24 protein-coding genes are annotated in these 24,095 nt (G+C 60.5%); 17 read left to right on the top strand and 7 right to left on the bottom strand.

Annotated features, from left to right (window positions below; genetic code table 11):
* Positions 1-3: 3 nt before the first annotated feature.
* Positions 4-678 (top strand): DUF1523 family protein, encoded by a 675-nt coding sequence (locus ACU0FH_RS10125; protein ID WP_446194490.1) that lies wholly within the window; start codon positions 4-6, stop codon positions 676-678.
* 232 nt (positions 679-910) lie between these two features.
* Here ACU0FH_RS10125 and ACU0FH_RS10120 read toward each other — a convergent pair whose 3' ends face one another.
* Positions 911-1,981, bottom strand: a complete 1,071-nt coding sequence (locus ACU0FH_RS10120; protein WP_446194489.1) for an NAD(P)H-dependent flavin oxidoreductase — start codon at positions 1,979-1,981, stop codon at positions 911-913.
* A 236-nt stretch (positions 1,982-2,217) separates the two neighbouring features.
* Between ACU0FH_RS10120 and ACU0FH_RS10115 the strand changes: the two genes are divergently transcribed.
* On the top strand, positions 2,218-2,898 hold the full coding sequence (locus tag ACU0FH_RS10115) for a hypothetical protein (protein WP_446194488.1): 681 nt from the start codon (positions 2,218-2,220) through the stop codon (positions 2,896-2,898).
* A gap of 12 nt (positions 2,899-2,910) precedes the next feature.
* On the opposite strand, the gene ACU0FH_RS10110 is transcribed toward ACU0FH_RS10115, so the two are convergent.
* Complete coding sequence (locus ACU0FH_RS10110; RefSeq protein WP_446194487.1) at positions 2,911-4,488, bottom strand: DUF5928 domain-containing protein; 1,578 nt, start codon at positions 4,486-4,488, stop codon at positions 2,911-2,913.
* Positions 4,489-4,729: 241 nt separating this feature from the next.
* Here ACU0FH_RS10110 and ACU0FH_RS10105 point away from each other — a divergent pair, with 241 nt between their 5' ends.
* From ACU0FH_RS10105 to ACU0FH_RS10085, 5 genes are all read left to right on the top strand, one after another.
* Positions 4,730-5,548, top strand: a complete 819-nt coding sequence (locus tag ACU0FH_RS10105; protein ID WP_446194486.1) for a sulfotransferase family protein — start codon at positions 4,730-4,732, stop codon at positions 5,546-5,548.
* Between the two features lie 157 nt (positions 5,549-5,705).
* Complete coding sequence (gene smpB / locus ACU0FH_RS10100; protein ID WP_238372014.1) at positions 5,706-6,182, top strand: SsrA-binding protein SmpB; 477 nt, start codon at positions 5,706-5,708, stop codon at positions 6,180-6,182.
* Positions 6,183-6,848, top strand: coding sequence for a glutathione S-transferase family protein (locus tag ACU0FH_RS10095; RefSeq protein ID WP_446194485.1), 666 nt, complete (start codon positions 6,183-6,185; stop codon positions 6,846-6,848). It begins immediately after the preceding gene.
* A 30-nt stretch (positions 6,849-6,878) separates the two neighbouring features.
* Positions 6,879-7,736, top strand: coding sequence for a 3-mercaptopyruvate sulfurtransferase (sseA, locus tag ACU0FH_RS10090; protein WP_446194484.1), 858 nt, complete (start codon positions 6,879-6,881; stop codon positions 7,734-7,736).
* Positions 7,736-8,920: an amino acid aminotransferase gene (locus ACU0FH_RS10085; RefSeq protein WP_446194587.1), complete on the top strand. Its 1,185-nt coding sequence runs from the start codon at positions 7,736-7,738 to the stop codon at positions 8,918-8,920. Before sseA ends, ACU0FH_RS10085 begins: the two co-directional genes overlap by 1 nt.
* Positions 8,921-9,138: 218 nt before the next feature.
* Here ACU0FH_RS10085 and ACU0FH_RS10080 read toward each other — a convergent pair whose 3' ends face one another.
* Together ACU0FH_RS10080 and ACU0FH_RS10075 are read right to left on the bottom strand one after the other, a co-directional pair.
* Entirely contained in the window at positions 9,139-10,467 is a 1,329-nt protein-coding gene (locus ACU0FH_RS10080; RefSeq protein ID WP_446194483.1) for an ammonium transporter, read from the bottom strand.
* A 29-nt stretch (positions 10,468-10,496) separates the two neighbouring features.
* The gene (locus tag ACU0FH_RS10075; RefSeq protein ID WP_088631613.1) at positions 10,497-10,835 is read right to left on the bottom strand and encodes a P-II family nitrogen regulator; all 339 of its coding nucleotides are present in this window, start codon (positions 10,833-10,835) and stop codon (positions 10,497-10,499) included.
* 252 nt (positions 10,836-11,087) lie between these two features.
* On the opposite strand from ACU0FH_RS10075, the gene ACU0FH_RS10070 reads away from it, so the two are divergent.
* Complete coding sequence (locus ACU0FH_RS10070; RefSeq protein ID WP_446194482.1) at positions 11,088-13,319, top strand: transglycosylase domain-containing protein; 2,232 nt, start codon at positions 11,088-11,090, stop codon at positions 13,317-13,319.
* A gap of 60 nt (positions 13,320-13,379) precedes the next feature.
* Here the strand turns inward: ACU0FH_RS10070 and ACU0FH_RS10065 are convergent, their stop codons facing one another.
* Positions 13,380-13,988 carry an MlaC/ttg2D family ABC transporter substrate-binding protein gene (locus ACU0FH_RS10065; protein WP_446194481.1) on the bottom strand — a complete coding sequence of 203 codons (609 nt, stop codon included), beginning with the start codon at positions 13,986-13,988 and terminating at the stop codon, positions 13,380-13,382.
* On the bottom strand, positions 13,981-14,796 hold the full coding sequence (locus ACU0FH_RS10060; RefSeq protein ID WP_238372021.1) for an MlaA family lipoprotein: 816 nt from the start codon (positions 14,794-14,796) through the stop codon (positions 13,981-13,983). Before ACU0FH_RS10060 ends, ACU0FH_RS10065 begins: the two co-directional genes overlap by 8 nt.
* Before the next feature lie 140 nt (positions 14,797-14,936).
* Here ACU0FH_RS10060 and ACU0FH_RS10055 point away from each other — a divergent pair, with 140 nt between their 5' ends.
* From ACU0FH_RS10055 to ACU0FH_RS10025, 7 genes are all read left to right on the top strand, one after another.
* Complete coding sequence (locus ACU0FH_RS10055) at positions 14,937-16,724, top strand: type I secretion system permease/ATPase (RefSeq protein WP_446194480.1); 1,788 nt, start codon at positions 14,937-14,939, stop codon at positions 16,722-16,724.
* Positions 16,721-18,019, top strand: a complete 1,299-nt coding sequence (locus ACU0FH_RS10050) for an HlyD family type I secretion periplasmic adaptor subunit (protein ID WP_446194479.1) — start codon at positions 16,721-16,723, stop codon at positions 18,017-18,019. Before ACU0FH_RS10055 ends, ACU0FH_RS10050 begins: the two co-directional genes overlap by 4 nt.
* A gap of 63 nt (positions 18,020-18,082) precedes the next feature.
* Positions 18,083-18,541, top strand: coding sequence for a RidA family protein (locus ACU0FH_RS10045; protein WP_238372023.1), 459 nt, complete (start codon positions 18,083-18,085; stop codon positions 18,539-18,541).
* Positions 18,538-19,305 carry a glycerophosphodiester phosphodiesterase family protein gene (locus ACU0FH_RS10040; protein ID WP_446194478.1) on the top strand — a complete coding sequence of 256 codons (768 nt, stop codon included), beginning with the start codon at positions 18,538-18,540 and terminating at the stop codon, positions 19,303-19,305. Before ACU0FH_RS10045 ends, ACU0FH_RS10040 begins: the two co-directional genes overlap by 4 nt.
* A gap of 50 nt (positions 19,306-19,355) precedes the next feature.
* Positions 19,356-20,543 carry a GNAT family N-acetyltransferase gene (locus ACU0FH_RS10035; RefSeq protein ID WP_446194477.1) on the top strand — a complete coding sequence of 396 codons (1,188 nt, stop codon included), beginning with the start codon at positions 19,356-19,358 and terminating at the stop codon, positions 20,541-20,543.
* Positions 20,540-20,839, top strand: coding sequence for a 4a-hydroxytetrahydrobiopterin dehydratase (locus ACU0FH_RS10030; protein WP_446194476.1), 300 nt, complete (start codon positions 20,540-20,542; stop codon positions 20,837-20,839). The genes ACU0FH_RS10035 and ACU0FH_RS10030 overlap by 4 nt, the downstream gene beginning before the upstream one ends.
* Entirely contained in the window at positions 20,839-21,681 is an 843-nt protein-coding gene (locus ACU0FH_RS10025; RefSeq protein ID WP_446194475.1) for a mechanosensitive ion channel family protein, read from the top strand. The genes ACU0FH_RS10030 and ACU0FH_RS10025 overlap by 1 nt, the downstream gene beginning before the upstream one ends.
* A 60-nt stretch (positions 21,682-21,741) precedes the next feature.
* On the opposite strand, the gene ACU0FH_RS10020 is transcribed toward ACU0FH_RS10025, so the two are convergent.
* Positions 21,742-22,230, bottom strand: coding sequence for a peroxiredoxin (locus ACU0FH_RS10020; RefSeq protein WP_088631624.1), 489 nt, complete (start codon positions 22,228-22,230; stop codon positions 21,742-21,744).
* 90 nt (positions 22,231-22,320) lie between these two features.
* On the opposite strand from ACU0FH_RS10020, the gene ACU0FH_RS10015 reads away from it, so the two are divergent.
* Both ACU0FH_RS10015 and rsmD read left to right on the top strand, forming a co-directional pair.
* The gene (locus ACU0FH_RS10015; RefSeq protein WP_446194586.1) at positions 22,321-23,532 is read left to right on the top strand and encodes an NAD(P)/FAD-dependent oxidoreductase; all 1,212 of its coding nucleotides are present in this window, start codon (positions 22,321-22,323) and stop codon (positions 23,530-23,532) included.
* Positions 23,529-24,083 (top strand): 16S rRNA (guanine(966)-N(2))-methyltransferase RsmD, encoded by a 555-nt coding sequence (gene rsmD / locus ACU0FH_RS10010; RefSeq protein WP_446194474.1) that lies wholly within the window; start codon positions 23,529-23,531, stop codon positions 24,081-24,083. The genes ACU0FH_RS10015 and rsmD overlap by 4 nt, the downstream gene beginning before the upstream one ends.
* The last annotated feature ends 12 nt before the right edge of the window (positions 24,084-24,095 follow it).

Below are 24,095 nucleotides of genomic sequence, written 5' to 3'. Positions count from 1 at the left end.
CCCATGCGCCGTATCAAACAGATCTTCATCACGCTGGTCCTGATCCTGTTCGGGGCGCTGCTGCATTACGTTCTGCCGCAGCATGACATCGTCAAGATCACCTCGACCGAGATCATCCGCACCGATTTCTCGTCGCTGAACCGGATCTTTTACGCGCAGGCGGACAGCGGGTCGGCGGCCTCGGAGACGCGCGACCTGAGGCTGATCAACACGCAGAAGAAAAAGACATGGCTGCTCGGGTTCTACCCGCGCGACAAGATCGGGGTGATGGTTTACCGCAATGAAGATACGGGCTGGATCTGGCCGCCCTACTTCAAGTTCGACAGCGCCGATCTTCAGGCCGAGGCGGCGGCGAATATCGCGCCGGGTCAGGATCGCTGGGTGGTGGTGACCCACTACGGCTGGCGCAACAAATACCTGTCGATCTATCCCAATGCCGTCGGTATCCGCCCTGTCGAGGGGCCGGATGTGACGGTTATTCCGTGGTTCAACATTGTCTTCTTCGCCTTTCTGTTGTTCTGTTTCGGCTTTATGCGCGCGGTCTGGCGGCAGTTCCGCCAGCGGACGGTGGACCCTGCGCTGGAGAGCGCCGAGGATACATGGGATGCGGTCGGTGACGGGATGACCCAGCGCCGGAACCGGTTCAGCCGCTGGGTCGATTCATGGCGCAGCAGATAAATTCAAAAAAATGTTCACTTGTCGGGAACCCGATCTTTTCACGGGTGTTATGATGATGTGAAGACGGCATGTCCCTGCCCAGTTCTTCATCCGTCCCTTCCGGGCCCCCCAACCCGGACGCGCCTGCCCCCTTATTTCAGGGAGCAGGCGCAAATTTTTCCGGGATAGACCATCTTGTACGACGTACGTTCCGGTAGAGGCAGAAGAACGCGTTCGGATTAGTGTGATGGACCTATGGGGAGGCCATTCTTTTCATGACCCTATACGCGTCCCCCGCAAGCTGAGCGACAAGATCGGCTGCCGGAATTTCCTGCGACAGAGCAGCGGCCTGACCGTAGAGCATGAAAGATGCCTCATCGTCGTCGGCCGCGTCCTTTATTGGCGCGCTCAGCGCGTACATCTGCGGGAACTTGGGCAGTTCCGGACGGTTGCGCTCCATCTCTTCGGCGTAACGCGACCGGACGGCACGCGCCGACCGGCCGGAAAAGGCATCTGTCACCATGGTGTCGCGCTCGGTCGCGTGCCGCAGCCTTTCGCGGCGGGCGGGATCGGTCGCGGCCTCGGGACAATTGAGAAAGGCCGTGCCCATCTGAACGCCTGACGCACCAAGTGCCAGCGCCGCCGCGATGCCCCTTCCATCGCCAATGCCGCCTGCGGCAATCACCGGGACCGCGACCGCATCAACAATCTGCGGGACAAGCGCCATGGTGCCCACACCGTCGAATGGCGCGGTCGGCACATGCGAGCCGCGATGACCGCCTGCCTCCCACCCCTGCGCGATGATCGCATCCATGCCAGCGTTTTCCAGCGCCCGCGCTTCGGCGACATTGGTGGCGGAACTGATAAGAAGAATACCGGCGCTCTTCATCGCCTCGATAAAAGGCGCTTCGGGGACACCGAAATGGAAACTTACGACCTTGGGTCTGAGCGACAGGACAAGCTCCAGCCGGTCTTTATCAAAGCCGATGGCGGGATCCGGCAGCTCGACCGGCGGTTCGCCCAAACCAAGGTCATGATACCACGGCTTTAACCGTTCCCTTGCGGATTCAAACACCGACGCATCGGTGGTTTCGCCCGTGGTGATGAAGAAATTCATGTTGAAAGGGCGGTTGGTGCGCGCCCGGATCGCCTCGGCCTCTTGGCGCACGAGATTGACGGGCTTGCCCCCGCAGCCGATTGATCCCAGCGCCCCGGCATTGGCGACGGCACCCGCGAGATCGGGCGTACAGCTGCCCACCATCGGTGCCTGTACGATTGGATGCTCAATTCCAAAGAGGTCCAACAGACGTCTGTCCCGCCACATCACGCGCCTCCATCTTGGGGTTTCTGCCCGGACGTTAACGAAGGAACGTCGATATGTCTGCCTTGGCGGTCCCTGCCCGCACATGTTTGGGCGCAATTCGGGGTATTTTGGTGAAAGCCTGCGCTTTCCTTTGAGTTGAGTTAATATTTGGTTAACAATTATGGAGAGAATCCCGGAGCTGACCGTTATGCCGACAGAAACGCTCAACCACCCGAAAACACGAAAGTTTTTCCGGCATGGTTAATTATATTGGCAAAATTGTTCTGTTTGGTGGGCTTGCCCTGGCCCTGCCTGCCGCCGGACAGGAGAAGCTGGCAGAGGATCCGACAAAGGTCGTCACCCGGATCGGCGCGCAGTATTCCGATGAGTTGACGATTTCCGGCTCGCTCGCCTTCGGCCCGGCAACCAAGATCAACGCGCGCGTGTCGGAGAGCGGGCAATGGTCGCTGGGCGGGTCTTACCTGTTTTCCTTTGGCATCGTGAATATCGCGGCGGGGAAGAACGAATTCGACAACGGATCGGTGCAGACGCGTTATTCCATTGGCAGTTTCGTTCCGCTGAGCGCGCTGGGGCTGAAGACCGGGACATGGCAGGTATTCACCGCCTTTGGTTATGGCTATACCGAGGGCAATGTCGCGTCCTTTGACCTCGATCTTTCGGAATACGTGCTAGTGCCGATCAGTTCGAACAGCGGTTATCTGGGGCTTTTCGCAATCAAACCGTTGAATGAAAGGCTGACCTTCATGACCGTGGGTCTGGGCACCAAGGGGTCGGACGACTATTCAGGCTATTCCGTCGGCGCGGGGCTGTCCTATCACCTGACGGAAAGAGACACGGTTTCGGCCTTTGCGACCTATGTCGATAATACCTTTGGCGAGGAAGAGAAACTGACCATCGGGTATCGGCGCGAGTTTTAAAGCCGGCGCTGATCAGTCTGCAAAAAGATTGCGGGAGCCTGCAATTTCGCGAGCCGCTTCGCCGGAGATGGTAAGGAAGGTGGCCAGTTCCGCCGCATTACGTTCGACCGTGGCCGTTTCGGCTATACAGGAATAGCCGGGGAATTCTGCATCGCGGATGCGGTCAGTTTCATAGGCGATATCGTTGCGCAGCGTCGGCAGCAGGCCCGCCAGCATCGCCGTGCTCGTTTGCTCCCCTGCGAGCCCGACCCGGCGTGCGTGACCCATCAGGTAATCGTCGCTGAACCGGCAATCGATCTTGAGCAGGCGCGTCGTCGAGCGGTCGGACACGAAATCATGCAGCAAGTCGATATTGGCCGGGTCGATACAGACGATCAGCCGCTCGGTATCGTAATGGTCGAACAGCATCCGCATCATGGCGCGGCGGTGGCGGGCACGCTTTTCGACGCTGCCCTCGATACCGCCGAGGTCGGGGAGGTCGGTGTTCTCTTCGTTGAAGAGATATTCGATGGCGGGCATGTTGGTAACCTGCCGGATCCGCGCCAGCAGACGTTTGGCCACGTGCCATTTCTTGCAGATCACGATCATCAGCTCGCGGTCGCGGCCAAGCGAGCTTTCGGTTTCCCAGAAGCGGCGACCGAAGCGACGACCGACGCGGCCCTTGCCGGTAAGGAAGGCATGCAGGTTGCGACCTTCGTCCGAGATTTGGAAGGTGACGCCGGTTTCAGCATACATCTCACCCAGCCGGGTCTTGAGCTCGGTCGCCTCGGGGCTGATCTTGCGCGCGAAAAGCGCGTTCTGGGAGAGCAGCAGATCGTAGTGGTCATTGTAGAAATTCACCGGCATGCCGTAGTCGGTAAACATCAGGAAGGTCAGCGTGCGGCTTTCGATTTCGGATTCCGGCACGAGATGGCGCACAAGGGTCTGAAAGAAGGTTTCGTCCGGAATCCACGTGGTCCGGAAGAACCGCATGACATCGAAGCGGGTGCGGGTCATGTCCATGATCCATTCGATGGTGCGACGGCGCAGGCACCACCATTGGCTGCCAATCTGGATCTGAAGGTCGGCAGGGATCTTGCGGGTCAGGCCAAGCCGTTTCTGCAGGCTGTGCGAGAGGTCGAAAAGCTGTTTGTGACGGCGTTCGTTGAACCAGTGGCGATAGACCAGCCGGTCTTCCTTCATCCCGGTCTTGATCCAGTTGCTGTCGAAGAAATCGAAGCTTTCGATGAAGTCCTTGTCATGTTCGTCAAGGAAGCGGTGGGCGTATTCCGCCGTCTTGATCGCCATGCAATCGCCGGAGAGCATGTAGAAATGGGTGGCGCGCGGAAAGGCATCGAGCGCGGCGCGGATCGCGTGGAGCGTGGCCTGCACCAGCGACCATTCCCCCCAGCCGCATTTCACCCGTTTCGCGACGATGGTGACGTTCGGATTGTCGCGCAGCGCGCTGGAGATCGCGTCGAAATCCTGCTGACGGGCGCGGGCATCAAAATGGATCGACATACAGTCGCCCGCCGCCGTCAAACGGCGCGCCTGCTGAACCACGGCATCCGGGTCCTTGTGGCACAGGAGAATATAGGCGATTTGTGCCATCTGGCGGTCAAGCTACCTGTTCGCGTTCCGGATTCATAACGTGGTAAAGGTGAATCAAATTTGAATAAACACTGTCTGGATGTCTTTTGGAACCATGTTGCTTTACATGATGTTTATAGATGTCTGACGAATTCCGAAGGTTTAACCATGAATTAACCTTCGGAATTCCATGCAGAAATATCTTTTATTTAAGAAATTCGCGTTGATATAAGAGCGAAGAAAAGAGCCGGAGGCAGCAGGCATGGGGTTCCCTGGGACCTGGATGACGGAAAGTGAAAGCGTGATTTACCGCGTGGTGCCGAAATGCGCCTGCTCGACCATCGGCCAGATCATGTATTATTCGGATCACGGCCGGTTTTATGACGGCGATATTCATGACGCCCAGACCGGGCTGCACAAATGGGCGCAGGAGCATAGCCAGGAACCGATCACCCGCAATGTGCAGGGCCACGAAACCTATGCCTTTACCTGTGTGCGAAACCCTTATGCGCGGATCCTGTCATCGTTTTTCGACAAGATCTGCGGCATCCAGCGCAACGGTAATCGCTACCGCGGCAACCTGGTGCCCTCGCTGATCTATAATTATGGCATCGAGGTCGGCGGCGACGACGGCAAGGACGAGTTCGACCAGATCCGAAGTTTTCGCCGGTTTCTGCTGTTTGCACGCGATACCATCCGCTGGCGCAAACCGATGGAGCCGGACATTCACTGGTCGGCCATGTCGGGCCATGTGAGTACCTTTGTGGTGAACGGCGGGCGCTATGACAAGATCATCTGGACCGAGGCGTTCAACGAGGGCATGGGCGAGGTGCTGGATGCCATCGAGACTCCGGTCCCGGTAGACCTGAACGCGATCCCGCGTTTCAACGAAAGCGAAGGCCACGGTCCGAAACGCGCGCACCCCGTCGAGGACTATTTCGACGACCTGTCGATGCACTTGGTCTACGAGATCTACAAGAAGGATTTCGAGCTATTCCGCTATGATTTCGAGAATCCCGGCAACAAGAAGCCGCTGGGCGAGATCGACCTCGACGAGGTGCATGCGAAACTGAGCCAGTAACGGCGTCACGAGCGGCGCTATCGGCGCATGGGGGCTCTGCCCCCGACCGAAATCCGGGGATTTCGCTCTCCCCCGGGATATTTGATGACCCAAAGAAGGGATATAGGCCACCGAGGTGACTTGCCATGACGGTGTCGCGCGCCTACATCCGCTTGTCATGGCCAAGGATAAAGAAAATTCGAATTACAAGGTGATCGCCGAGAACCGGCGGGCACGGTTTGACTATGCCATCGAGGAAGATCTCGAATGCGGGATCCTGCTCGAAGGGTCCGAGGTGAAGTCCCTGCGGCAGGGCGGTGCGAATATCGCCGAGAGCTATGCGGCGGTGGAAGATGGCGAGCTTTGGCTGATCAATTCCTATGTAGCGCCCTATGAACAGGCAAAGACTTTCCGGCACGAGGAGCGGCGTCCGCGCAAGTTGCTTGTTAGCCGGAAAGAGCTGTCACGGCTCTGGAACGAGACCCAGCGCAAGGGCATGACGCTGGTGCCGATGGTGGCCTATTTCAATCACCGGGGCATTGCCAAGATCAAGATCGGCATCGCCAAGGGCAAGAAGCTGCATGACAAGCGTGAGACTCAGGCCAAGCGGGACTGGTCGCGGCAGAAGCAGCGCCTGCTGAAAGATCACGGCTGAGTGGCGGTCCGGCTGACAGGGCTGAGTGTCAGCGTTTACACGCGGATCGCGCGGCTGATGCTGGCGGAGCGCGGGATCGAGTACGAGTTTGTCGAGATCGATCCCTTTGCCGGGACCGATGCGACGCTTCTGGATCTGAATCCGCTGCATACGGTACCGGTGCTGAACCATGACGGTTTTATCCTGCACGAGACATCGGCGATCCTGCGCTATCTTGAAACGGCCTTTGATGGGGTGCCGATGGTACCGAATGGGGCGAAACCGCTCGCGCGGATGGCTCAGGTGATTTCGATCGTCGATTCGCACGGCTACTGGCCGATGGTGCGGCAGGTATTCGCCCAGCGGATCTTTGCGCCGCTTCATGGCGAACCGGTCAGTGAAGAGATGATCGCGGAGGGGCTGCGTCGGGTGGTGCCTGTATTGCAGGCGCTGGAGCGGATCGCGGGTGAGGGGTTTGTTCTGAACGGTGGCAGTGTGACCCTGGCCGATCTGCATCTTGGGCCGATGGTCGGCTATTTTCAGCAGGCTCCCGAGGGGCAGGAGATGCTGGCGCGGCACAAAGCCCTGTCGCGCTGGTGGGGATGGTTCCGCGAAAGGCCTGCCTTTCAGGCTGTCGACAGGCCGGTGGGGCCCGGCGGCCTTGCTTCGCCCCCTAAGCGGTTGTAGGTCAGGATTGATCTGAAAGAGGCAGGCGCAATGGCACAGGACGACCCCAAGACCCTTGTTTCCACCGAATGGCTGGCAGCCCATATGAAAGATCCCGACCTGCGGGTGCTTGACGGATCGTGGTACCTGCCGGATGCTGGCCGCGATCCGCGTGCCGAATACGAGGCCGGTCACATCCCCGGCGCTCGCTTCTTCGATATCGACGAGATTTCGGATCACCGTTCGGATCTGCCGCATATGGCGCCGCCGGTCGAGAAGTTCATGAGCCGCGTGCGGGCGATGGGCGTGGGCGACGGGCACCAGATCGTCGTCTATGACGGGGCCGGGCTGATGTCTGCGGCCCGTGTCTGGTGGCTGTTCCGCCTGATGGGGCATCAGGATATCGCCGTGCTGGATGGTGGATTTCCGAAATGGCAGGCCGAGGGCCGCGAAGTCGAGGATATGGCGCCGGTGGTGCGCGACCGTCACATGACGGTACGGGTTCAGAACCAGTTGGTGCGCGACGTGACGCAGGTGTCGGCCGCCGCCAAGCTGAACGACCACGAAATCATCGACGCACGCTCTGCCCCCCGTTTCCGGGGCGAGGCCCCGGAACCCCGGCAGGGGCTGCGCAGCGGGCATATACCCGGCGCACGCAACGTTCCGTTCAACAGCCTGCTCAGGGATGACCAGACCATGAAGCCGGTCGCCGAATTGCGCAGCGTTTTCGAGGCGGCGGGGGTCGATCTCTCCAAGCCCGCTATCACCACCTGCGGATCCGGCGTGACGGCCGCGGTGCTGAGCCTTGCGTTCGAGAGGATCGGCAAAACCGACCATTCGCTCTATGACGGCTCCTGGGCCGAATGGGGCGCCTTCCCAACCCTGCCCGTCGCGACGGGGGATGCATGATGTTTGCCGACTTCAAAGCCCAGCCCGCCGACAAGATCCTCGAATTGATGCAGCTTTTCCGTGACGATCCGCGCCAGGGCAAGATCGACCTCGGCGTCGGCGTCTACCGTAATGCCGAGGGCGTGACGCCGGTAATGCGCGCGGTCAAATCCGCCGAGCAGCGGCTCTGGTCCGAACAGGAAACCAAGGCCTATACCGGGCTGCTGGGCGATCCCGCTTATGCCACGGCCATGTGCGGCCTCGTGCTGGGTGATGCCGTTTCGCAGGACTCGATTGCCGCCGCTGCCACGCCGGGCGGAACCGGCGCGGTCCGTCAGGGCTTTGAAATGGTGCGCTATGGCAATCCGGATGTCCGGGTGTTCGTCTCGGACCCGACATGGCCCAACCACATCTCGATCCTGAACTACCTCGGCATCGAAACCGTCACCTACCGGTATTTCGACGCGAACACGGGCGGCGTCGATTTTCCAGGCATGCTGGCCGACCTCGAACAGGCGCGCCCCGGTGACGTGATCCTGCTGCACGGCTGCTGTCACAACCCGACGGGCGCCAACCTGACCCTGCCACAGTGGCATGAAGTCATCGAAGTGATGCGGAAAACCGGCGCCCTGCCGATGATCGACCTCGCCTACCAGGGGTTCGGGGATGGGCTTGACGAAGACGCCGCGCCGACCCGGGCGGTGGCCGCCGCCCTGCCCGAATGCCTGATCGCCGCAAGCTGCTCCAAGAACTTCGGCATCTACCGCGAACGCGCGGGCCTGCTCATCACGGTTTCACAGGATGCGTCGAACACGCCGCTGGCGCGCGACACGCTCGCGTTTCTCAACCGACAGAACTATTCCTTCCCGCCGGATCACGGGGCAAGGGTCGTCACAATGATCCTCGATGACCCGGCCCTGCGTGACGACTGGCAGGCCGAGCTTGAGGCAACGCGCCTTTCCATGCTCGATCTGCGCCACCAGCTCGCGGCCGAGCTTCAAAAGCTCTCCGGATCTGATCGCTTCGCCTTTCTCGGCCAGCACCGCGGCATGTTCTCGCGGCTCGGCGCCACGCCGGATCAGGTCAAGGCCCTGCGCGAAAAGCACGGGGTCTACATGGTCGGCGACAGCCGCATGAACATTGCCGGTCTGAACGCAAAAACCGTCCCGCTCCTTGCAAAAGCGATCATCGACACCGGAATCTGACCCCTTCTTTGGGTCTAAAATATCCCGGGGGAGAGCGAAATCGCAAGATTTCGGTCGGGGGCAGAGCCCCCCACCCTATCTGCGCGCGATACACGAAAGATAACTCCGAATTCTTGCAGATATCCCAATGTAACTGTCGCGACGAATGCGACCTCTCCAAAAAGACAGGGCCCCGGTGCGGCTGCACCGGGGCCCTGCTTTCTCAAAAGCCGGAGGAGTTAGCCTTTGGAAAATTCAGGATAGGCTTCCATGCCAAGTTCCGCCATGTCGAGACCGGTGATCTCGTCTTCTTCGGATACCCGGATGCCCATGACAGCCTTGAGGATGAACCACACGATGAGCGAGACCACGAAGGTGAACACACCGTAGGCGACGATACCGGTCAGCTGGGTGCCGAGGCTTGCCTCACCGTAGAAGATCACGGCGATGGTGCCCCAGATACCGGCGCAGAGGTGAACCGGGATTGCGCCGACAACGTCGTCGATCTTGAACTTGTCGAGCATCGGGACAGCGAAGACCACGATCACACCGCCGATGGCACCGATCCAGAGCGCGCCAAAGAGCGTGGGCGCCAGCGGCTCGGCAGTGATCGACACCAGACCGGCCAGCGCGCCGTTCAGCACCATGGTCAGGTCAGGCTTCTTGTACATGATCTGCGTCAGGATCAATGCGGTCACGGCACCGGCTGCGGCAGCCATGTTGGTGTTCGCAAAGATGCGCGACACGTCGGACACGTCACCGACCGTCCCCATTGCCAACTGCGAACCGCCGTTGAAGCCGAACCAGCCGAGCCACAGGATGAACGTACCCAGCGTGGCGAGAGCAAGGTTCGAACCCGGCATCGGGATCACTTTGCCATCGGCAGAGTATTTACCGATACGCGGACCAAGAACGATGGCACCGGCAAGAGCGGCCCAGCCACCCACGGAGTGCACGATGGTCGAACCGGCGAAGTCAGAGAAGCCCATTTCGGACAGCCAGCCGCCGCCCCACTGCCAGGAACCCGAGATCGGATACATGACACCGGTGAGAACAACGACGAAGAACAGGAAGGGCCACAGCTTGATCCGCTCGGCCAGCGCACCGGACACGATCGAGGCGGTCGCGGCAACAAAGACGAGCTGGAAGAAGAAGTCCGAACCGATCGACGCATAGTCGAGCGCGGCATCGGCGGCTGCGATACCAACCGGGTCAAGAACGGTCTGGCTGAAGAACGGGCCGACCCAGCCGGCCATGATCCAGCCATCGCCGGGGTACATCAGGTTGAAGCCGATGAGCCAGTACATGATCGCCGCGACCGAATAGAGCGCGATATTCTTGGTCATCTGCATCGCAACGTTCTTGGAGCGCACAAGCCCGCCTTCGAGCATGGCAAAACCGGCGGCCATGAAGAAAACGAGGAAGCCTGCCATCAAGAACAGCAGCGTGGTCATGATATAGGGGCCGATTTCGTCAAAGCCGGGCGCGGCCTCGGTTTCTTGCGCCAGACCCAGTGTCGGCAGCGCGATAAGCGCCGCGGCCACAGGAATGAGTTTCAGATTTTTCATTTCGGATAGTGTCCCTTGAATTGGCCGCTTTACAGCGCGTCTTCGTTGGTTTCGCCGGTACGCACGCGGATTGCCTGCAGCACGTCCAGTACAAAGATCTTGCCGTCGCCGATCTTGCCGGTCTGGGCAGTCTTGGTGATGGTCTCGACCACCTGGTCGACCATCGCCGCCGATACGACGATCTCGAGCTTGATCTTGGGCACGAAATTCACTTCGTATTCCGCACCGCGATAGATTTCGGTATGTCCGGACTGCGATCCGAAGCCTTTTATTTCAGTCACCATCATGCCGCGCACGCCGGCTGCGGTCAGCGCTTCGCGGACCTCTTCCAGCTTGAACGGCTTGATTGTAGCAATGATGAGTTTCACCTCTGTCCCCTTAAAATTGGCAGGCCTCCCTGCAAATACGCGTCCAACAAGGCGGCGAGGCACTTGAAATTCCAATATTGCGGGCCCAAGGCTGCACGCAATTGCACAAAAAACGAGCAAAATTCGTTAAAAATTCAGGAAGTGCCCAATTTTTGATCTCATTGTTAAGCGGGTCTGTGCAGGCAGGGTCTCTACAATCCTGCCAGCACCGCGTATCATGGGGGCAACAACAGAGGCCGGGCAGGGCTGAACATGGCATCAGGTAACAAACGTAAACCGCCAATGGTGGCGGACCGGAAAAGGGCTGCGAACGGGCAGCCGCCGAAGGTGGGACTGAAAGTGCCGCCCAAGCCGGGAACCGCCAAACCGAAAGCCGCGAAATCGACCCGCAAGAGCAGCCGCAAACCGGCGCGCAAGACCGCGCGGCGCAAGGGCGGCGGTGGCATCGGCGGCTTTTTCCGCGCGGTGTTCGGCTGGATCATGCGCCTGATCTGGCGCGTGACATCGCGCCTAGCGATGGTCGTGGCGCTGCTGGTCGGGATCGCCGTTGCCTTTGTGTATTCCGGTCTGCCCGAGATGTCCGCGCTGCTTGACGGGCGCGCCCGGGGATCGGTGACGTTGCAGGACTATCAGGGCGAAGTCTTTGCTTGGCGGGGCGATCAGTTTGCCGGTGTGGTGACGGCCGAATCCGTCTCTCCCAACCTGCGCAATGCCATCATCGCAACCGAAGACCGGCGATTCTATCGGCATTTCGGCCTAAGCCCGCGCGGCATCGCGAGCGCCGTGGCGATCAACCTGCGTGCCGGGCGCGGTCCGCTCTCCGGTAACGGCGGGTCGACGATCACGCAGCAGACGGCAAAGCTGCTCTGCCTTGGTGTCGAATACGACCCGACCCAGTGGAAGAATGAGACCGAATACGAGGACGATTGCCGTCAGGGATCGCTGTGGCGCAAGGGCAAGGAGGCGATCTATGCCCTCGCGATGGAGGCAAAGTACACCAAGGACGAGATCCTGACGATCTACATGAACCGGGCCTTCCTTGGCGCGGGCGCGCGGGGCTTTGAAGCTGCGAGCCAGCGGTATTTCGGCAAATCGGCAGCCGAGGTCAGCCCCGCCGAGGCGGCGATGCTGGCGGGGTTGCTCAAGGCGCCGACGCGCTATGCCCCGACCAACAATCTTGAACGTTCGCAGGGGCGGGCGGCGACCATCGTGCGTCTCATGGAAGAACAGGATTACCTCACGGCAGAAGAGGCCCAATATGCGCAGGACAACCCGGCGCAGCTGTCCGAGGCGGCCGAGGCCAAGGCGGGCGGCTATTTTGCCGACTGGGTAATGTCGAGCGGTCCCGAGTTCTTTACCCGCAAAACAACCGAAGACGTGATTATCCGCACCACGCTGGACCGGCGTTTACAGCAGGCGGCCGAGGACGCGATGCGGATCGTGTTCGATGAAAAGGTGAGCGAAGGCTCCAAGGCGCAGGCCGCGATTGTGGTTATGTCAGCCGATGGTGCAGTGCGCGCCATGGTCGGCGGGCGTAACACCAAGGTCTCGGGCGCGTTCAACCGCGCGATCCAGGCCAAGCGACAGACCGGGTCTTCGTTCAAACCCTTTGTCTATGCGACCGCGCTTGAGGCCGGGTATTCGCCGCTGGATACGGTGATGGACGAGCCGTTCTGCATGAACGTGGTCGGCTCGGGCCAGTGGTGCCCCGAGAACTATACCCACAAGCATTACGGCGAGGTGACACTGGCGCGGTCTCTCCGCGATTCGCTTAACGTCCCGGCGGTCAAAGTGTCGGAGATGGTGGGGCGTGATCTTGTGCGCAAAGTGGCGGACGATTTCGGCATCAAGAGCGATCTGGCCGCAGGGCCGTCGCTTGCGCTGGGCGCGTCGGAAAGCACGCTGCTCGAAATGACAGGCGCTTATGCAGGTATCCTGAACGGCGGCTCCTCGGTCAAACCCTATGGCCTGATCGACCTGAGGCTTCTGGGCGATGACCAGTCACTGATGGATGCGGATGGCGGGATTGGCGAAAGGGTTATCCGTGCCGAGGCGGCGCAGCAACTGATCTGGATGATGGAAAAGGTCATCAGCGAAGGCACCGGGCGGCGCGCGGCGATCCCCGGATGGGAGGCAGCGGGCAAGACAGGCACGACCTCGAGCTATCGGGATGCGTGGTTCGTTGGCTTTACATCCGAATATGTCGCCGGGGTCTGGATGGGCTATGACGACAACACGCCGCTCAAGGGTGTCACCGGCAGCGGGTTGCCCGCCGAAATCTGGCGCGAGACGATGGTACGGGTCCATGAAGGGCTTGAGCCGCGTCCCCTGCCCGCGCTGCCGCCGCAGGACAGTTCGCGTAACCGAGACGGGATGGCACCGACCACCGTTTCGGGATCCGGTTCGGCGATTGAACGGCTCTTGCGCGGAATCTTCAGCGGCGAAGGCAGCAGTCAGGAACCGGCAAGCGGCGGCACCCGGTGAAACGAAAACGGGCGACCCAAGGGACCGCCCGTCTCTCTATCTAAATGGCTTGTGGCCAGATCAGCCCATGGCCTTGAGATCGGCGATCAGCTGATCGATGTTACCCTTGCGACGGTCCAGCATCGCGCCGATTTCGGTGCGTTCGGTCAGCAGCAGGTTCACACCTTCGATGAACATGTTGAAGAACTTGTCGCGGCCAGATTTATCCGAGACGAGGAAGGTCACGTCGAACGGGGACTGCCCCTGGAGGTCGGCCTGAGCGCGAATTTCATAACCGGCCTTGATCGGGCGCGCCGATTTCACGGTAACGGTGCCACCGACGAATTCCCGGAAACGGCGACCGTACTTGTTGGCGATATAGACCTCAAACGCGTCGGTGAAGGCGCGCATCTGGCCGGCACTTGCGCTGCGGGCGTCGGCGCCCAGCGCATAGCGGGCCATGATTGCCGTGTCGGCATAGGTCGAAAAGATCTTTTCGAATTCCCGGATCTTCGACGCATCCGAACCGCCACTGGCGATGACCCGGTTGATGTCGGCAACGACACGGTCAACGAGCTGACGCGCGCCAGCCTCGGTCAGAGCGAGAAGCTGGGAAGGAAGAGCTGCGAGCGCGGCAAAGCTGCAAGCGGTGGCGAGGAAGCCGCGGCGTGAGAAAACGGTACTATTCATAGGGATCCTCATAAGGGTCTGCGTACAATTCAGGCGCGGCACCGGGTACCGCATAGGGGTCGGTTCCTTCTGCATATGGGTCAGAATAGGTTTCACCGCCAGCCCCGGCCAGTTCGAATCGGCGATTCTGGAGATAGATAATACGTGATTGAGCGTAGCTGTCGGCGCTTTCGTAAAGAATCGAATCAATGGTGTCAGAGTAGCGGCCACGGTTACCGAGCTGCTGAACGACCTTCGAAACCAGCGTCACGTTGGCCACGCGGTTGGACCGGGAATAGCCGATCGGGTTGGTAAAGAAATCGACAACGAGGCCGACCGCGTCACGCTGGTTCGACGGCCCGAAAGCGGGCAGTTCGACATAGGCACCTTCGGGCGCGCCCCAGATGTGCAGGGTTTCACCGAAATCGGTTTCATCCGCGGGAAGCCCGAATTCGGTTGCGGGGTCGGCGAGACCGGCAAAACCGATGGTTGAATTCAACAAGAAGCGGGCAAGCGCCGTCCCGGCACGTTTCGGGTTGCCCTGCAAAAGGCCATTAACCATGTTGCTAGGCTCGGACGCGTTGTCGGCGAAATAGCTGAAGCTGTCCACGATCGGCGGCGGCACGATGGCGACATATCCCTTGGACGCCGGACGGAAAAAGGCCCGGTCCAACCCGAGGTTTAGCTGGTGAATGCTTCTATTGGTCTTTTCATAGGGATCTACGACCTCACCGGAGGAACCGGAATTCTTCGGAACGGCACAGGCAGACACGAAGCTGACAAAAACAAGCAGAATAAGGAGGCGGGCAGCTTGAAACGGCGCGTTCATTCGATCAGAAGTCCATCTATAAAGGCGAAGCGGTATTCATGCGACTATTTAGTATAATGAGGCGCAGTTCACAGATCATCGGTGTTCACTTAAACAATATGTGGCCGAGAAGAAACAGGCTGTTCGCATATTGGTGATGTATGGCCAATATACGCACAGCAATTGTCAATAACCCCCAAACGGTGGGCAGGACGGAGCACCAAGTGAGACACAAATCAGGCCGCGAAGAACTACGCGAGGCGCGGCGACAAAGTCGTGGGCTATACTGGGCCGTCGGTCTTTTCAGCTTTTTTGCGAATATGCTGATGCTGACGGGGCCGCTCTACATGCTGCAGGTCTATGACCGCGTGCTTGGCAGCCGGTCCGAAGCGACGCTGGTGGCGCTGTCGCTGCTGGTGGTCTTTCTTTATGGCGTGATGGGCATTCTCGATTACACGCGCGGCCGCATCATGGCGCGTGTCGGTGCCCGGTTCCAGGCCGCGCTGGACCAACGGGTCTTTGATGCGATGATCCGTCGCTCTGCTGTCGCGCCCGATCCGGCGGCGCAGACCGGGTTGTCGGACCTTGAATCGATTCAGCGCCTGATTTCCTCGCCAGTGCTCATGAGCCTTTTCGACCTGCCGTGGACGCCCGTGTTCCTTGCCGGTATCATGCTGTTCCACCCATGGCTGGGCTTCCTTGCCATGGGCGGCGGCGCGGTGCTGATCGGCATTACCCTGCTGAACCAGCTGTTTTCGCGCGGACCAATGATGCAGGCGAACCGCTCGTCCCACCGGGCGGGCCTTCTGTCCGAGGAAATCCGCAACGAATCCGAGATGATCCAGAGCATGGGGATGCGCGGTGCCGCCTTCCGGCGCTGGCGGGTGGCGCGCGATGCCTCGCTGAAGGAATCAATCTCGGCCAATGATGTCGGCGGGACCTTTACCACCATGACCAAGACTCTGCGGCTGTTCCTGCAATCCGCGATGCTGGGTCTGGGCGCCTATCTCGTGTTGCAGAACGAAATGACCGCCGGGGCGATGATCGCCGGGTCGATCCTGATGGGCCGCGCGCTGGCCCCGATCGAGATGATCATCGGCCAATGGAGTGCGGTGCAGCGGGCGCAGAAAGGCTGGAACAGCCTTGCGGAACTGCTCGACAAGGTGCCGCCGGAGCATGAGCGCACCGCCCTGCCCAAACCGCGCGCCAAGCTGGACGTGCAATCGCTGACGCTGGTGCCGCCGGGTGATTCCCGCGCTTCATTGCGGACCATCAGCTTCAAGGTGGAACCGGGTCAGGCGATTGGCGTCATCGGTCCATCGGGCGCAGGTAAGTCGACGCTGGCCCGGGCGCTTACAGGGGTCTGGAAACCGGCGGGCGGGACGATCCGGCTCGACGGGGCCGGGCTCGACCAGTACGACGCGGATGTGCTGGGCCTCCATATCGGGTATCTGCCGCAGCGCGTGCAGCTGTTTGACGGCACCATCGCCGAGAACATCGCCCGCCTGGGAACCGAACCCGATGCGGATAAAGTCGTTGCGGCGGCAAAGAAGGCCGATGCGCATGACATGATCGTCCACCTGCCCGATGGCTACGATACGCGGGTTGCGGCGGGGGGCGGACGCCTGTCCGGCGGGCAGATGCAGCGTATCGCGCTGGCCCGTGCGCTTTACGATGATCCGGTCATCGTTATTCTGGACGAGCCGAACTCGAACCTCGACAACGAAGGCTCGATGGCGCTGAACCAGGCGATCCGGTCCCTCAAGGCCGAGGGCCGGTCCTGCCTGATCATGGCGCACCGCCCCGCGGCGATCCAGGAATGCGATATGCTGCTGGTGCTTGATCAGGGCACACGCGCGGCATTCGGTCCCAAGGCGCAGGTGCTCAAGGAAATGGTATCCAACCATGAAGAACTGACCAAGACCGCCGCTATGGGAGGTGTCCGATGAGCGATAATTCATGGTCTGCCCGTACGCCGCTGATCATCGGTTTCATTGGCCTGCTGACGCTGGTCGGCGGGTTCGGCACATGGGCGGTGGTCAGCAATATCGCCGGCGCCGTCATCGCGCCGGGCCGGATCGAAGTCGAAAGCAACCGGCAGGTGGTGCAGCATCCTGACGGCGGGGTGGTGACCGAAATTCTTGTCGAGGAAGGCGATACGGTCGAAATGGGCGAGACGCTGATCCGTCTTGATGCCGAATTCCTTGCCTCGGAGCTTTTGATTACCGAGGGCCAGCTGTTCGAACTGATGGCCCGCCGGGGTCGGCTTGAAGCCGAGCGGGACGATGCCACCGAGATTGATTTTGACGAAGAACTGCTTGAGATGGCGAAACACCGTCCGACGGTTGCGGAACTGATCGACGGCCAGCAACGCCTTTTTCAGGCGCGTCGCGAATCCGTCGCGAACGAGACCGACCAGCTTGAAAAGCGCCGCGGCCAGATCCAGAACCAGATCGAGGGGATCGACGCGCAGCAGGTTTCACTTGGTCGCCAGCTAGAGCTGATCGATACCGAGCTGACCAACCAGCAATCGCTGCTGGATCGCGGGTTGGCCCAGGCAGGTACGGTGCTGAACCTGCAGCGGACTGCCGCAAACCTTGACGGGACTTTGGGTGAGCTGAAAGCCTCCGAGGCGCAGGCTGAGGGCCGGATCACCGAGATCGACATCGAGGTGCTCAAACTGGGCTCGCAGCAGCGCGAAGAGGCGATTACCCGTCTGCGCGACCTGCAATATCAGGAACTGGAACTGGCCGAAAAACGGCGCTCGCTCAAGGAACGGCTGGCGCGGCTGGATATCACCGCACCAGTTTCGGGCATCGTCTATGGGCTTCAGGTGCATACGCCACGTTCAGTGATCCGGCCTGCCGATCCGGTGCTCTATCTCGTTCCACAGGACCGGCCTCTTGTCATCGCGACCCGGGTCGAGCCGATCCATATCGACAAGATCTCGGTCGGACAGGAAGTGGCGCTGCGCTTTTCGGCGCTGGATCAACGCGAAACCCCCGAAGTTTTCGGAACGGTCACCAAGATTTCCGCCGACGCCTTTGAGGATCAGAACGGCCAGTTTTCATTCTACCGGACCGAGATCGCCTTGAACGAGGGCGAGCAGGAACGGTTGCCTGTCGGGACCGTCCTTTTGCCGGGGATGCCGGTGGAGGCCTTTATCCGGACCGAGGAACGGTCGCCCATGTGGTATTTCATCAAACCGCTGGCGGATTATTTCATCAAGGCGTTCCGAGAATAGGCTTTTCGTCGCGCAGGGCTGCGGTTAGCGTGCGCGACGAATACCGCCTGAAAGGAACCCGAGATGAGCATTGAAAGCAGACTTGCAGAACTGGGCGTGACCCTGCCCGACGCCCCTGCCCCGGCAGCGAATTACGTGCCCTACGTTCAGACCGGTGACATCGTCTATGTCTCGGGACAGATCTCGCAGGATGCGAACGGGCCGGTAAAGGGCAAGCTGGGCGCGGATCTTGGTGCCGAAGAAGGGGCCGCGGCAGCAAAACTCTGCGCGATCAGTCTTTTGGCGCAGGTTCGGGCGGCCTGTGGCGGCGATCTGGACCGGCTGGTTCGGGTGGTGAAACTGACCGGTTTCGTCAATTCCACTGCGGATTTTACCGATCAGCCCAAGGTGATCAACGGCTGTTCAGATTTCATGGTCGAAGCGCTGGGCGATGCCGGGCGTCATGCGCGGTCTGCCGTTTCCGCCGCTTCCCTGCCGCTGGGTGTGGCCGTTGAAATCGAAGGCATCTTTCAGATCAAATGACAAGTTTGCCAGAGGCGTTCCTGCGCCTGCCTATCGCTCACCGCGCCTATCACGACAAGACACACGGACGGCCCGAAAACAGCCGTGCGGCCATTCGCGCTGCAATCGACGCAGGTTATGGGATCGAGATCGACCTGCAACTGACCGCCGACGGGCAGGCTGTTGTCTTTCACGACTACGAGCTGAAGCGCCTGACCGGTGCGACCGGCACCGTGCGGCAGCATTCTGCCCAGGAACTGGCCCAGATCGCCCTTAGCAATGGCGACGGTGAGACAGTTCCCGGGTTTGCCGAGGTGCTTGAGATCGTCGCAGGTCAGGTGCCGCTTTTGGTCGAGCTGAAGGATCAGGATGGGGCGATGGGACCCAACACCGGCGCCCTTGAAGCGGCAGCCGCAAAGGCATTACAGGGCTATAAAGGTCCGCTGGCAGTGATGTCGTTCAACCCGCACAGCATGGCCGAAATGGCGCGGCTGGCGCCGGATGTGCCGCGCGGGCTGACGACCTCGGGCTATGATCCGGAGGACTGGCCGCTGACGTCGGAAACCTGCGCGCATTTGCGCGAGATCCCGGATTTCGATCGGGTCGGGGCCTGTTTCATCAGCCACGAGGCCAAGAATCTGTTCCGTCCTCGCGTGGGCGAGCTGCACGACTCCGGGGTGCCGGTGCTGTGCTGGACGATCAGATCGCCCGAAGCGGAGGCAGAAGCGCGCAAGCGTGCCGATAACATCACCTTTGAAAGCTACGCGGCCCCGATGCCGTCTTGATCCCCCGCGCCGCTGCTACACATTAGGAGCTGGGGAACGACGGAAAGACCATGGACCAGGCGCAAATCGAAATTCATGTCCTGAACTCCCTTGCGCAGATCGCGCCGGAGGACTGGGATGCCTGTGCCTGCCCCGAGGCGGCGGATGGCGGCGCGCCGGATGATCCGTTCACGACTTATCGATTTCTGAAGGCGCTGGAAGATAGCGGCTCGGTCGGGACCGGAACGGGGTGGCAGCCGCATTACCTTGCCGCACATCTGGATGGCGAGCTGATCGCGGTCGCGCCGATGTACCTGAAGTCACACAGCCAGGGCGAATATATCTTCGATCACAATTGGGCGCATGCCTATGAGCGCGCTGGCGGGCGGTATTACCCCAAGCTGCAGATCGCGGTGCCCTTTACCCCGGCGACCGGGCGACGGTTTCTAGTGCGTCCCGAATACCGCGAGGTCGGCATGTCCGCCCTTGTACAGGGCGCGGTGCAGCTTGCCGACAATAACGAGGTGTCGTCGCTGCATGTCACCTTTTGTACCGCGGACGAGGCCGACGCCGGTGAGCAGATGGGGCTGATGCCTCGGAGCACCCAGCAGTTCCACTGGCTGGATCAGGGATTTGGCGATTTCGATGGTTTCCTTGCCAGCCTGTCGTCGCGCAAGCGCAAGAACATCCGCAAGGAACGCGCGCAGGCCAATGCCTTTGGCGGGACGATCCGAACCTATACCGGCGACGAGATCCAACCCGAGCATTGGGACGCGTTCTGGGAGTTCTATCAGGACACTGGCGCGCGAAAATGGGGCTCTCCCTACCTCACGCGGCGCTTTTTTACCCTCGCGCAGGAGAGCCTGCGCGGCGACATCGCCCTTGTGCTGGCCGAGCGTGAGGGAAATTACGTTGCGGGCGCGCTGAACTTTATCGGGCGCAAGACGTTGTTTGGCCGCTACTGGGGCTGCGTCGAGCATCACCCCTGCCTGCACTTCGAACTGTGCTATTACCGCGCTATCGACTTTGCCCTTGAAAACGGGCTGCCACGGGTCGAGGCCGGCGCGCAGGGCGAACACAAACTGGCGCGAGGGTATCTGCCCTGCGAGACCCATTCGCTGCACTGGGTCGGCAATCCGGGCTTTGCCCGCGCCATCAAGGACTATCTCGACGCCGAGCGTGAAGCGGTGGCCGAAGAGATCGAAATCCTGACGGAATACGGACCGTTCAGGAAGATAGAAGTGGAAGAACAGGAATGACCGAAAAGCTTTCGGAAGAAACCCGCAAAACCCTGCTGACCCCCTTGTTCGAGACGGGCTGGGCAATGTGCGACGACCGGGACGCCATCGAGAAAACATTCACTTTCGATGACTTTGTCGGGGCTTTTGGCTGGATGACCCAGGCCGCCTTCTGGGCGGAAAAGTGGAACCACCACCCGGAATGGCACAATGTTTACAAGACCGTGGAAGTTGTACTAACCACGCATGATGTCGAGGGACTAAGCTCGCTCGACGTGAAATTGGCGCGGAAAATGGACAGCTTGGCAGAGGTTTGATGGAAGAAGTACTTGGGACTGAAATCTGGAACGGCACCACCGTGGGTGACGTTCTGACACTTGAATTTCTGGCGTCTATTGCGGGATCGGTGCTTTCTGCAATCGCGATTCTGGTCGCTGGGTGGTTCATTGCCTCGTGGGCGCATACCCGCATCCGAAAGATCGGTGAACGCTATGCGCATCTTGATGTAACCCTGTTCGATTTCTTTGGGTCGATCCTGCGTTACACGATCCTTGCCTTCACGTTCATCTTCGTGCTGAACACATTCGGCGTGCAGACCACCTCTATCGTGGCCGCAGTCGGTGCCGCCGGTCTTGCCATTGGTCTGGCCTTGCAGGGCACGCTGTCGAACGTGGCGGCGGGTGTGATGCTGATCTTTTTCCGCCCGATCAAGACCGGCGACTTCGTCGAGATCAACGGTCAAATGGGGACGGTCAAGACGATCACCCTGAACTATACGGAACTGGCCAGCCTTGGAAACGTCCAGATCATCGTGCCGAACTCCGAGGTCTGGGGCAGCACCATCGTCAACTATTCGATCTACCCGACCCGCCGGGCCGAATGGACGTTTGGTGTGGGTTATGGCGCAGATCTGAAACAGGCCGAAGCCGTGATCCGCGAGACCATCATGGGCGATGAACGCACCCATGACTCGCCCGAGATGTTCCTGCAAGTGAACAACCTTGGCGATTCCTCGGTCGATTTCCTGGCCCGGGCCTGGTGCGACAGCGCGGTGTATTTCCAGTATCAGGCCGATATCAAGCGCAAGGTCAAAGAGGCGCTGGATGCTGCCGGGGTCGATATACCGTTCCCGACGAGAACGATCGTTCAGGAAAGCTGAGAGTCCCTGTCCGAATAAAGAAAGGCGCGCCCTTAGGGACGCGCCTTTTTCATTGGTAGCTTACTGCATCGAATCCAGCAGACCTTCGCCCGCTGAAATCTCGCATCCGGTGCCGAGTTCCTCGTTCAGGATGCTGACCGTGCCGTCTTCGACCAGCATGGCGTAACGCTTTGAGCGGCCCATGAGACCTACCGCAGCGACGTCAAAGCTCATCCCGATGGCCTTGGTAAATTCACCGGTTCCGTCGGCGAGCATGGTGATCCCGGCCGAGCCTGCGCCAGTGGCGTCGTCCCATGCTTTCATCACGAAGGGGTCGTTGACGGAGACACAGATGATCTCGTCAACACCCTTGGAATCGAACTGTTCCTTGGTGCGGATAAAGCTGGGCACATGAGCGGAATGACAGGTCGGGGTGAACGCGCCGGGCACGGCAAAGATCACGACCTTGCGCCCCTTTACCTTGTCGGCCAGCGGGATCTGCTCCGGGCCTTCGGCACCGATCCGGGTCAGCGTTGCATCGGGAAGTTTGTCGCCTTTGGAAATGGTCATGATGTTTCCCCTGTTGGATTTGCTATTTACCTTGTGGCCCATATAGGGTGCGCCGACAAGATGACGAAGCAGTATCGAAAGGTCGGGCGCATGACCCATATCGTTGTTATCGGAGCCGGTCAGGCCGGGTCCTCTCTGGTGGCCAAGCTGCGCAAGGACGGGTTTGACGGCGATATCACCCTGATCGGGGCGGAACCGGTTGTTCCCTATCAGCGCCCGCCGCTTTCCAAGGCCTATCTGCTGGGCGACATGGCGCTTGAGCGGCTGTTTCTGCGACCCGAAAGCTTTTACGACGACCAGAAGGTGACGCTGAAGCTGGGTCAGCCGGTTACCGCCATCGACCGACACGGGAAGACCGTGCATCTGGGTGACGAGGTCATCCCCTATGACCAGTTGGTGCTGACCACCGGATCGGACCCGCGCCGCCTGCCCTCATCGATTGGCGGCGACTTGGACGGAGTCTTTGTCGTGCGGACGCTGGCCGATGTCGATGCGATGGCGCCGATGGTGAGCGAGGGCAAACGCGCGTTAATCGTAGGTGGCGGCTATATCGGGCTTGAGGCGGCGGCGGTCGCGACCAAGCTCGGTGTGCAGGTCACGCTGGTAGAAATGGCCGACCGCATCCTGCAACGGGTCGCCGCGCCCGAGACGAGCAATTTCTTTCGCGATCTCCACACCGGACACGGCGTGAAGATCCTCGAGCGTGTCGGGCTGGAAAAACTGACGGGCGAGAATGGCAAGGTTACCGGGGCGGTGCTGGCCGATGGCACCACGCTCGAGGTGGATTTCGTGGTTGTGGGTGTCGGCATTGCGCCGTCGACCCAGCTTGCCGAAATGGCCGGGGTGATCCTTGACAACGGGATCAAGACCGATGCGTTTGGCCGGACGTCGGATGAAAACATATGGGCCGCCGGGGATTGCGCGTCCTTTCCCTATAAGGGCGGGCGCATCCGGTTGGAAAGCGTGCCCAATGCCATCGATCAGGCGGAATGCGTTGCGGGCAACCTGCTGGGCAATACGGTCGAATACGTGCCACAGCCGTGGTTCTGGTCAGATCAGTATGACGTCAAATTGCAGATTGCCGGGCTGAATACGGGCTATGATCGGATCATCACGCGCAAAGGCGAGGGTAAAACCGTGTCCTTCTGGTATTACAATGGCGATGAATTGCTGGCCGTGGACGCGATGAACGACCCACGCAATTACATGATCGGCAAGCGGTTGATCGACGCGGGCAAATCACCCTCGCCCGATGTCATCGCCGACCCGGCAACCGACATGAAGGCCTTGTTGAAAGCGTGAGGATCATTGCGGGCAGGTATCGCGGCCGCGCGCTGACCTCGGTGGGCAAGGGCGATGCCGGGGCGCATCTGCGCCCGACCACCGACCGGGTGCGCGAAAGCCTGTTCTCGGTGCTGATGTCGTTGGACGTGCTCGACGGTGCCCGGGTGCTGGACCTCTTTGCCGGCACCGGCGCGTTGGGGCTTGAGGCCTTGTCGCGGGGGGCGGAGCATGTGACTTTCGCAGAGAAAGGCCGGGTCGGTCAGGGGTTGATTGACAAGAACATTGCCCTGCTCGGCGCCGGGGAAGAGACGCGGCTGATCCGGCAGGATGCAACGCGGCTGCCCGATGCCGATGCGCCCTGCGATCTTGTCTTTCTCGATCCGCCCTATGGTCAGGGGCTGGGAGCAAAGGCGCTGGCGTCGGCGAGCGCCGGTGGATGGATCGCCGACGGCGCGCTGATTGTCTGGGAAGAAAGTAGCCCGCAGGAGGCCCCGGAGGGGTTCGATCTGCATGACCGACGTAAATACGGCGATACGCATGTCACGTTGTTATGGTACGGCGCGGCCTGAACCGGACGCGCC

The sequence above is a fragment of the Heliomarina sp. genome, assembly GCF_052826185.1.
Note: the sequence above shows the minus strand (reverse complement) of the source record. Positions and strands in the feature narration are given on the sequence as shown.

What these genes read in the sequence shown, in the direction of transcription:
- ACU0FH_RS10125 (WP_446194490.1), top strand. Translation starts at nt 4, where the DNA reads ATGCGCCGTATCAAACAGATCTTCATCACGCTGGTCCTGATCCTGTTC.
- ACU0FH_RS10120 (WP_446194489.1), bottom strand. Translation starts at nt 1,981, where the DNA reads ATGTGGCGGGACAGACGTCTGTTGGACCTCTTTGGAATTGAGCATCCA.
- ACU0FH_RS10115 (WP_446194488.1), top strand. Translation starts at nt 2,218, where the DNA reads ATGGTTAATTATATTGGCAAAATTGTTCTGTTTGGTGGGCTTGCCCTG.
- ACU0FH_RS10110 (WP_446194487.1), bottom strand. Translation starts at nt 4,488, where the DNA reads ATGGCACAAATCGCCTATATTCTCCTGTGCCACAAGGACCCGGATGCC.
- ACU0FH_RS10105 (WP_446194486.1), top strand. Translation starts at nt 4,730, where the DNA reads ATGGGGTTCCCTGGGACCTGGATGACGGAAAGTGAAAGCGTGATTTAC.
- smpB (WP_238372014.1), top strand. Translation starts at nt 5,706, where the DNA reads ATGGCCAAGGATAAAGAAAATTCGAATTACAAGGTGATCGCCGAGAAC.
- sseA (WP_446194484.1), top strand. Translation starts at nt 6,879, where the DNA reads ATGGCACAGGACGACCCCAAGACCCTTGTTTCCACCGAATGGCTGGCA.
- ACU0FH_RS10085 (WP_446194587.1), top strand. Translation starts at nt 7,736, where the DNA reads ATGTTTGCCGACTTCAAAGCCCAGCCCGCCGACAAGATCCTCGAATTG.
- ACU0FH_RS10080 (WP_446194483.1), bottom strand. Translation starts at nt 10,467, where the DNA reads ATGAAAAATCTGAAACTCATTCCTGTGGCCGCGGCGCTTATCGCGCTG.
- ACU0FH_RS10070 (WP_446194482.1), top strand. Translation starts at nt 11,088, where the DNA reads ATGGCATCAGGTAACAAACGTAAACCGCCAATGGTGGCGGACCGGAAA.
- ACU0FH_RS10065 (WP_446194481.1), bottom strand. Translation starts at nt 13,988, where the DNA reads ATGAATAGTACCGTTTTCTCACGCCGCGGCTTCCTCGCCACCGCTTGC.
- ACU0FH_RS10060 (WP_238372021.1), bottom strand. Translation starts at nt 14,796, where the DNA reads ATGAACGCGCCGTTTCAAGCTGCCCGCCTCCTTATTCTGCTTGTTTTT.
- ACU0FH_RS10055 (WP_446194480.1), top strand. Translation starts at nt 14,937, where the DNA reads ATGGCCAATATACGCACAGCAATTGTCAATAACCCCCAAACGGTGGGC.
- ACU0FH_RS10050 (WP_446194479.1), top strand. Translation starts at nt 16,721, where the DNA reads ATGAGCGATAATTCATGGTCTGCCCGTACGCCGCTGATCATCGGTTTC.
- ACU0FH_RS10045 (WP_238372023.1), top strand. Translation starts at nt 18,083, where the DNA reads ATGAGCATTGAAAGCAGACTTGCAGAACTGGGCGTGACCCTGCCCGAC.
- ACU0FH_RS10040 (WP_446194478.1), top strand. Translation starts at nt 18,538, where the DNA reads ATGACAAGTTTGCCAGAGGCGTTCCTGCGCCTGCCTATCGCTCACCGC.
- ACU0FH_RS10035 (WP_446194477.1), top strand. Translation starts at nt 19,356, where the DNA reads ATGGACCAGGCGCAAATCGAAATTCATGTCCTGAACTCCCTTGCGCAG.
- ACU0FH_RS10030 (WP_446194476.1), top strand. Translation starts at nt 20,540, where the DNA reads ATGACCGAAAAGCTTTCGGAAGAAACCCGCAAAACCCTGCTGACCCCC.
- ACU0FH_RS10025 (WP_446194475.1), top strand. Translation starts at nt 20,839, where the DNA reads ATGGAAGAAGTACTTGGGACTGAAATCTGGAACGGCACCACCGTGGGT.
- ACU0FH_RS10020 (WP_088631624.1), bottom strand. Translation starts at nt 22,230, where the DNA reads ATGACCATTTCCAAAGGCGACAAACTTCCCGATGCAACGCTGACCCGG.
- ACU0FH_RS10015 (WP_446194586.1), top strand. Translation starts at nt 22,321, where the DNA reads ATGACCCATATCGTTGTTATCGGAGCCGGTCAGGCCGGGTCCTCTCTG.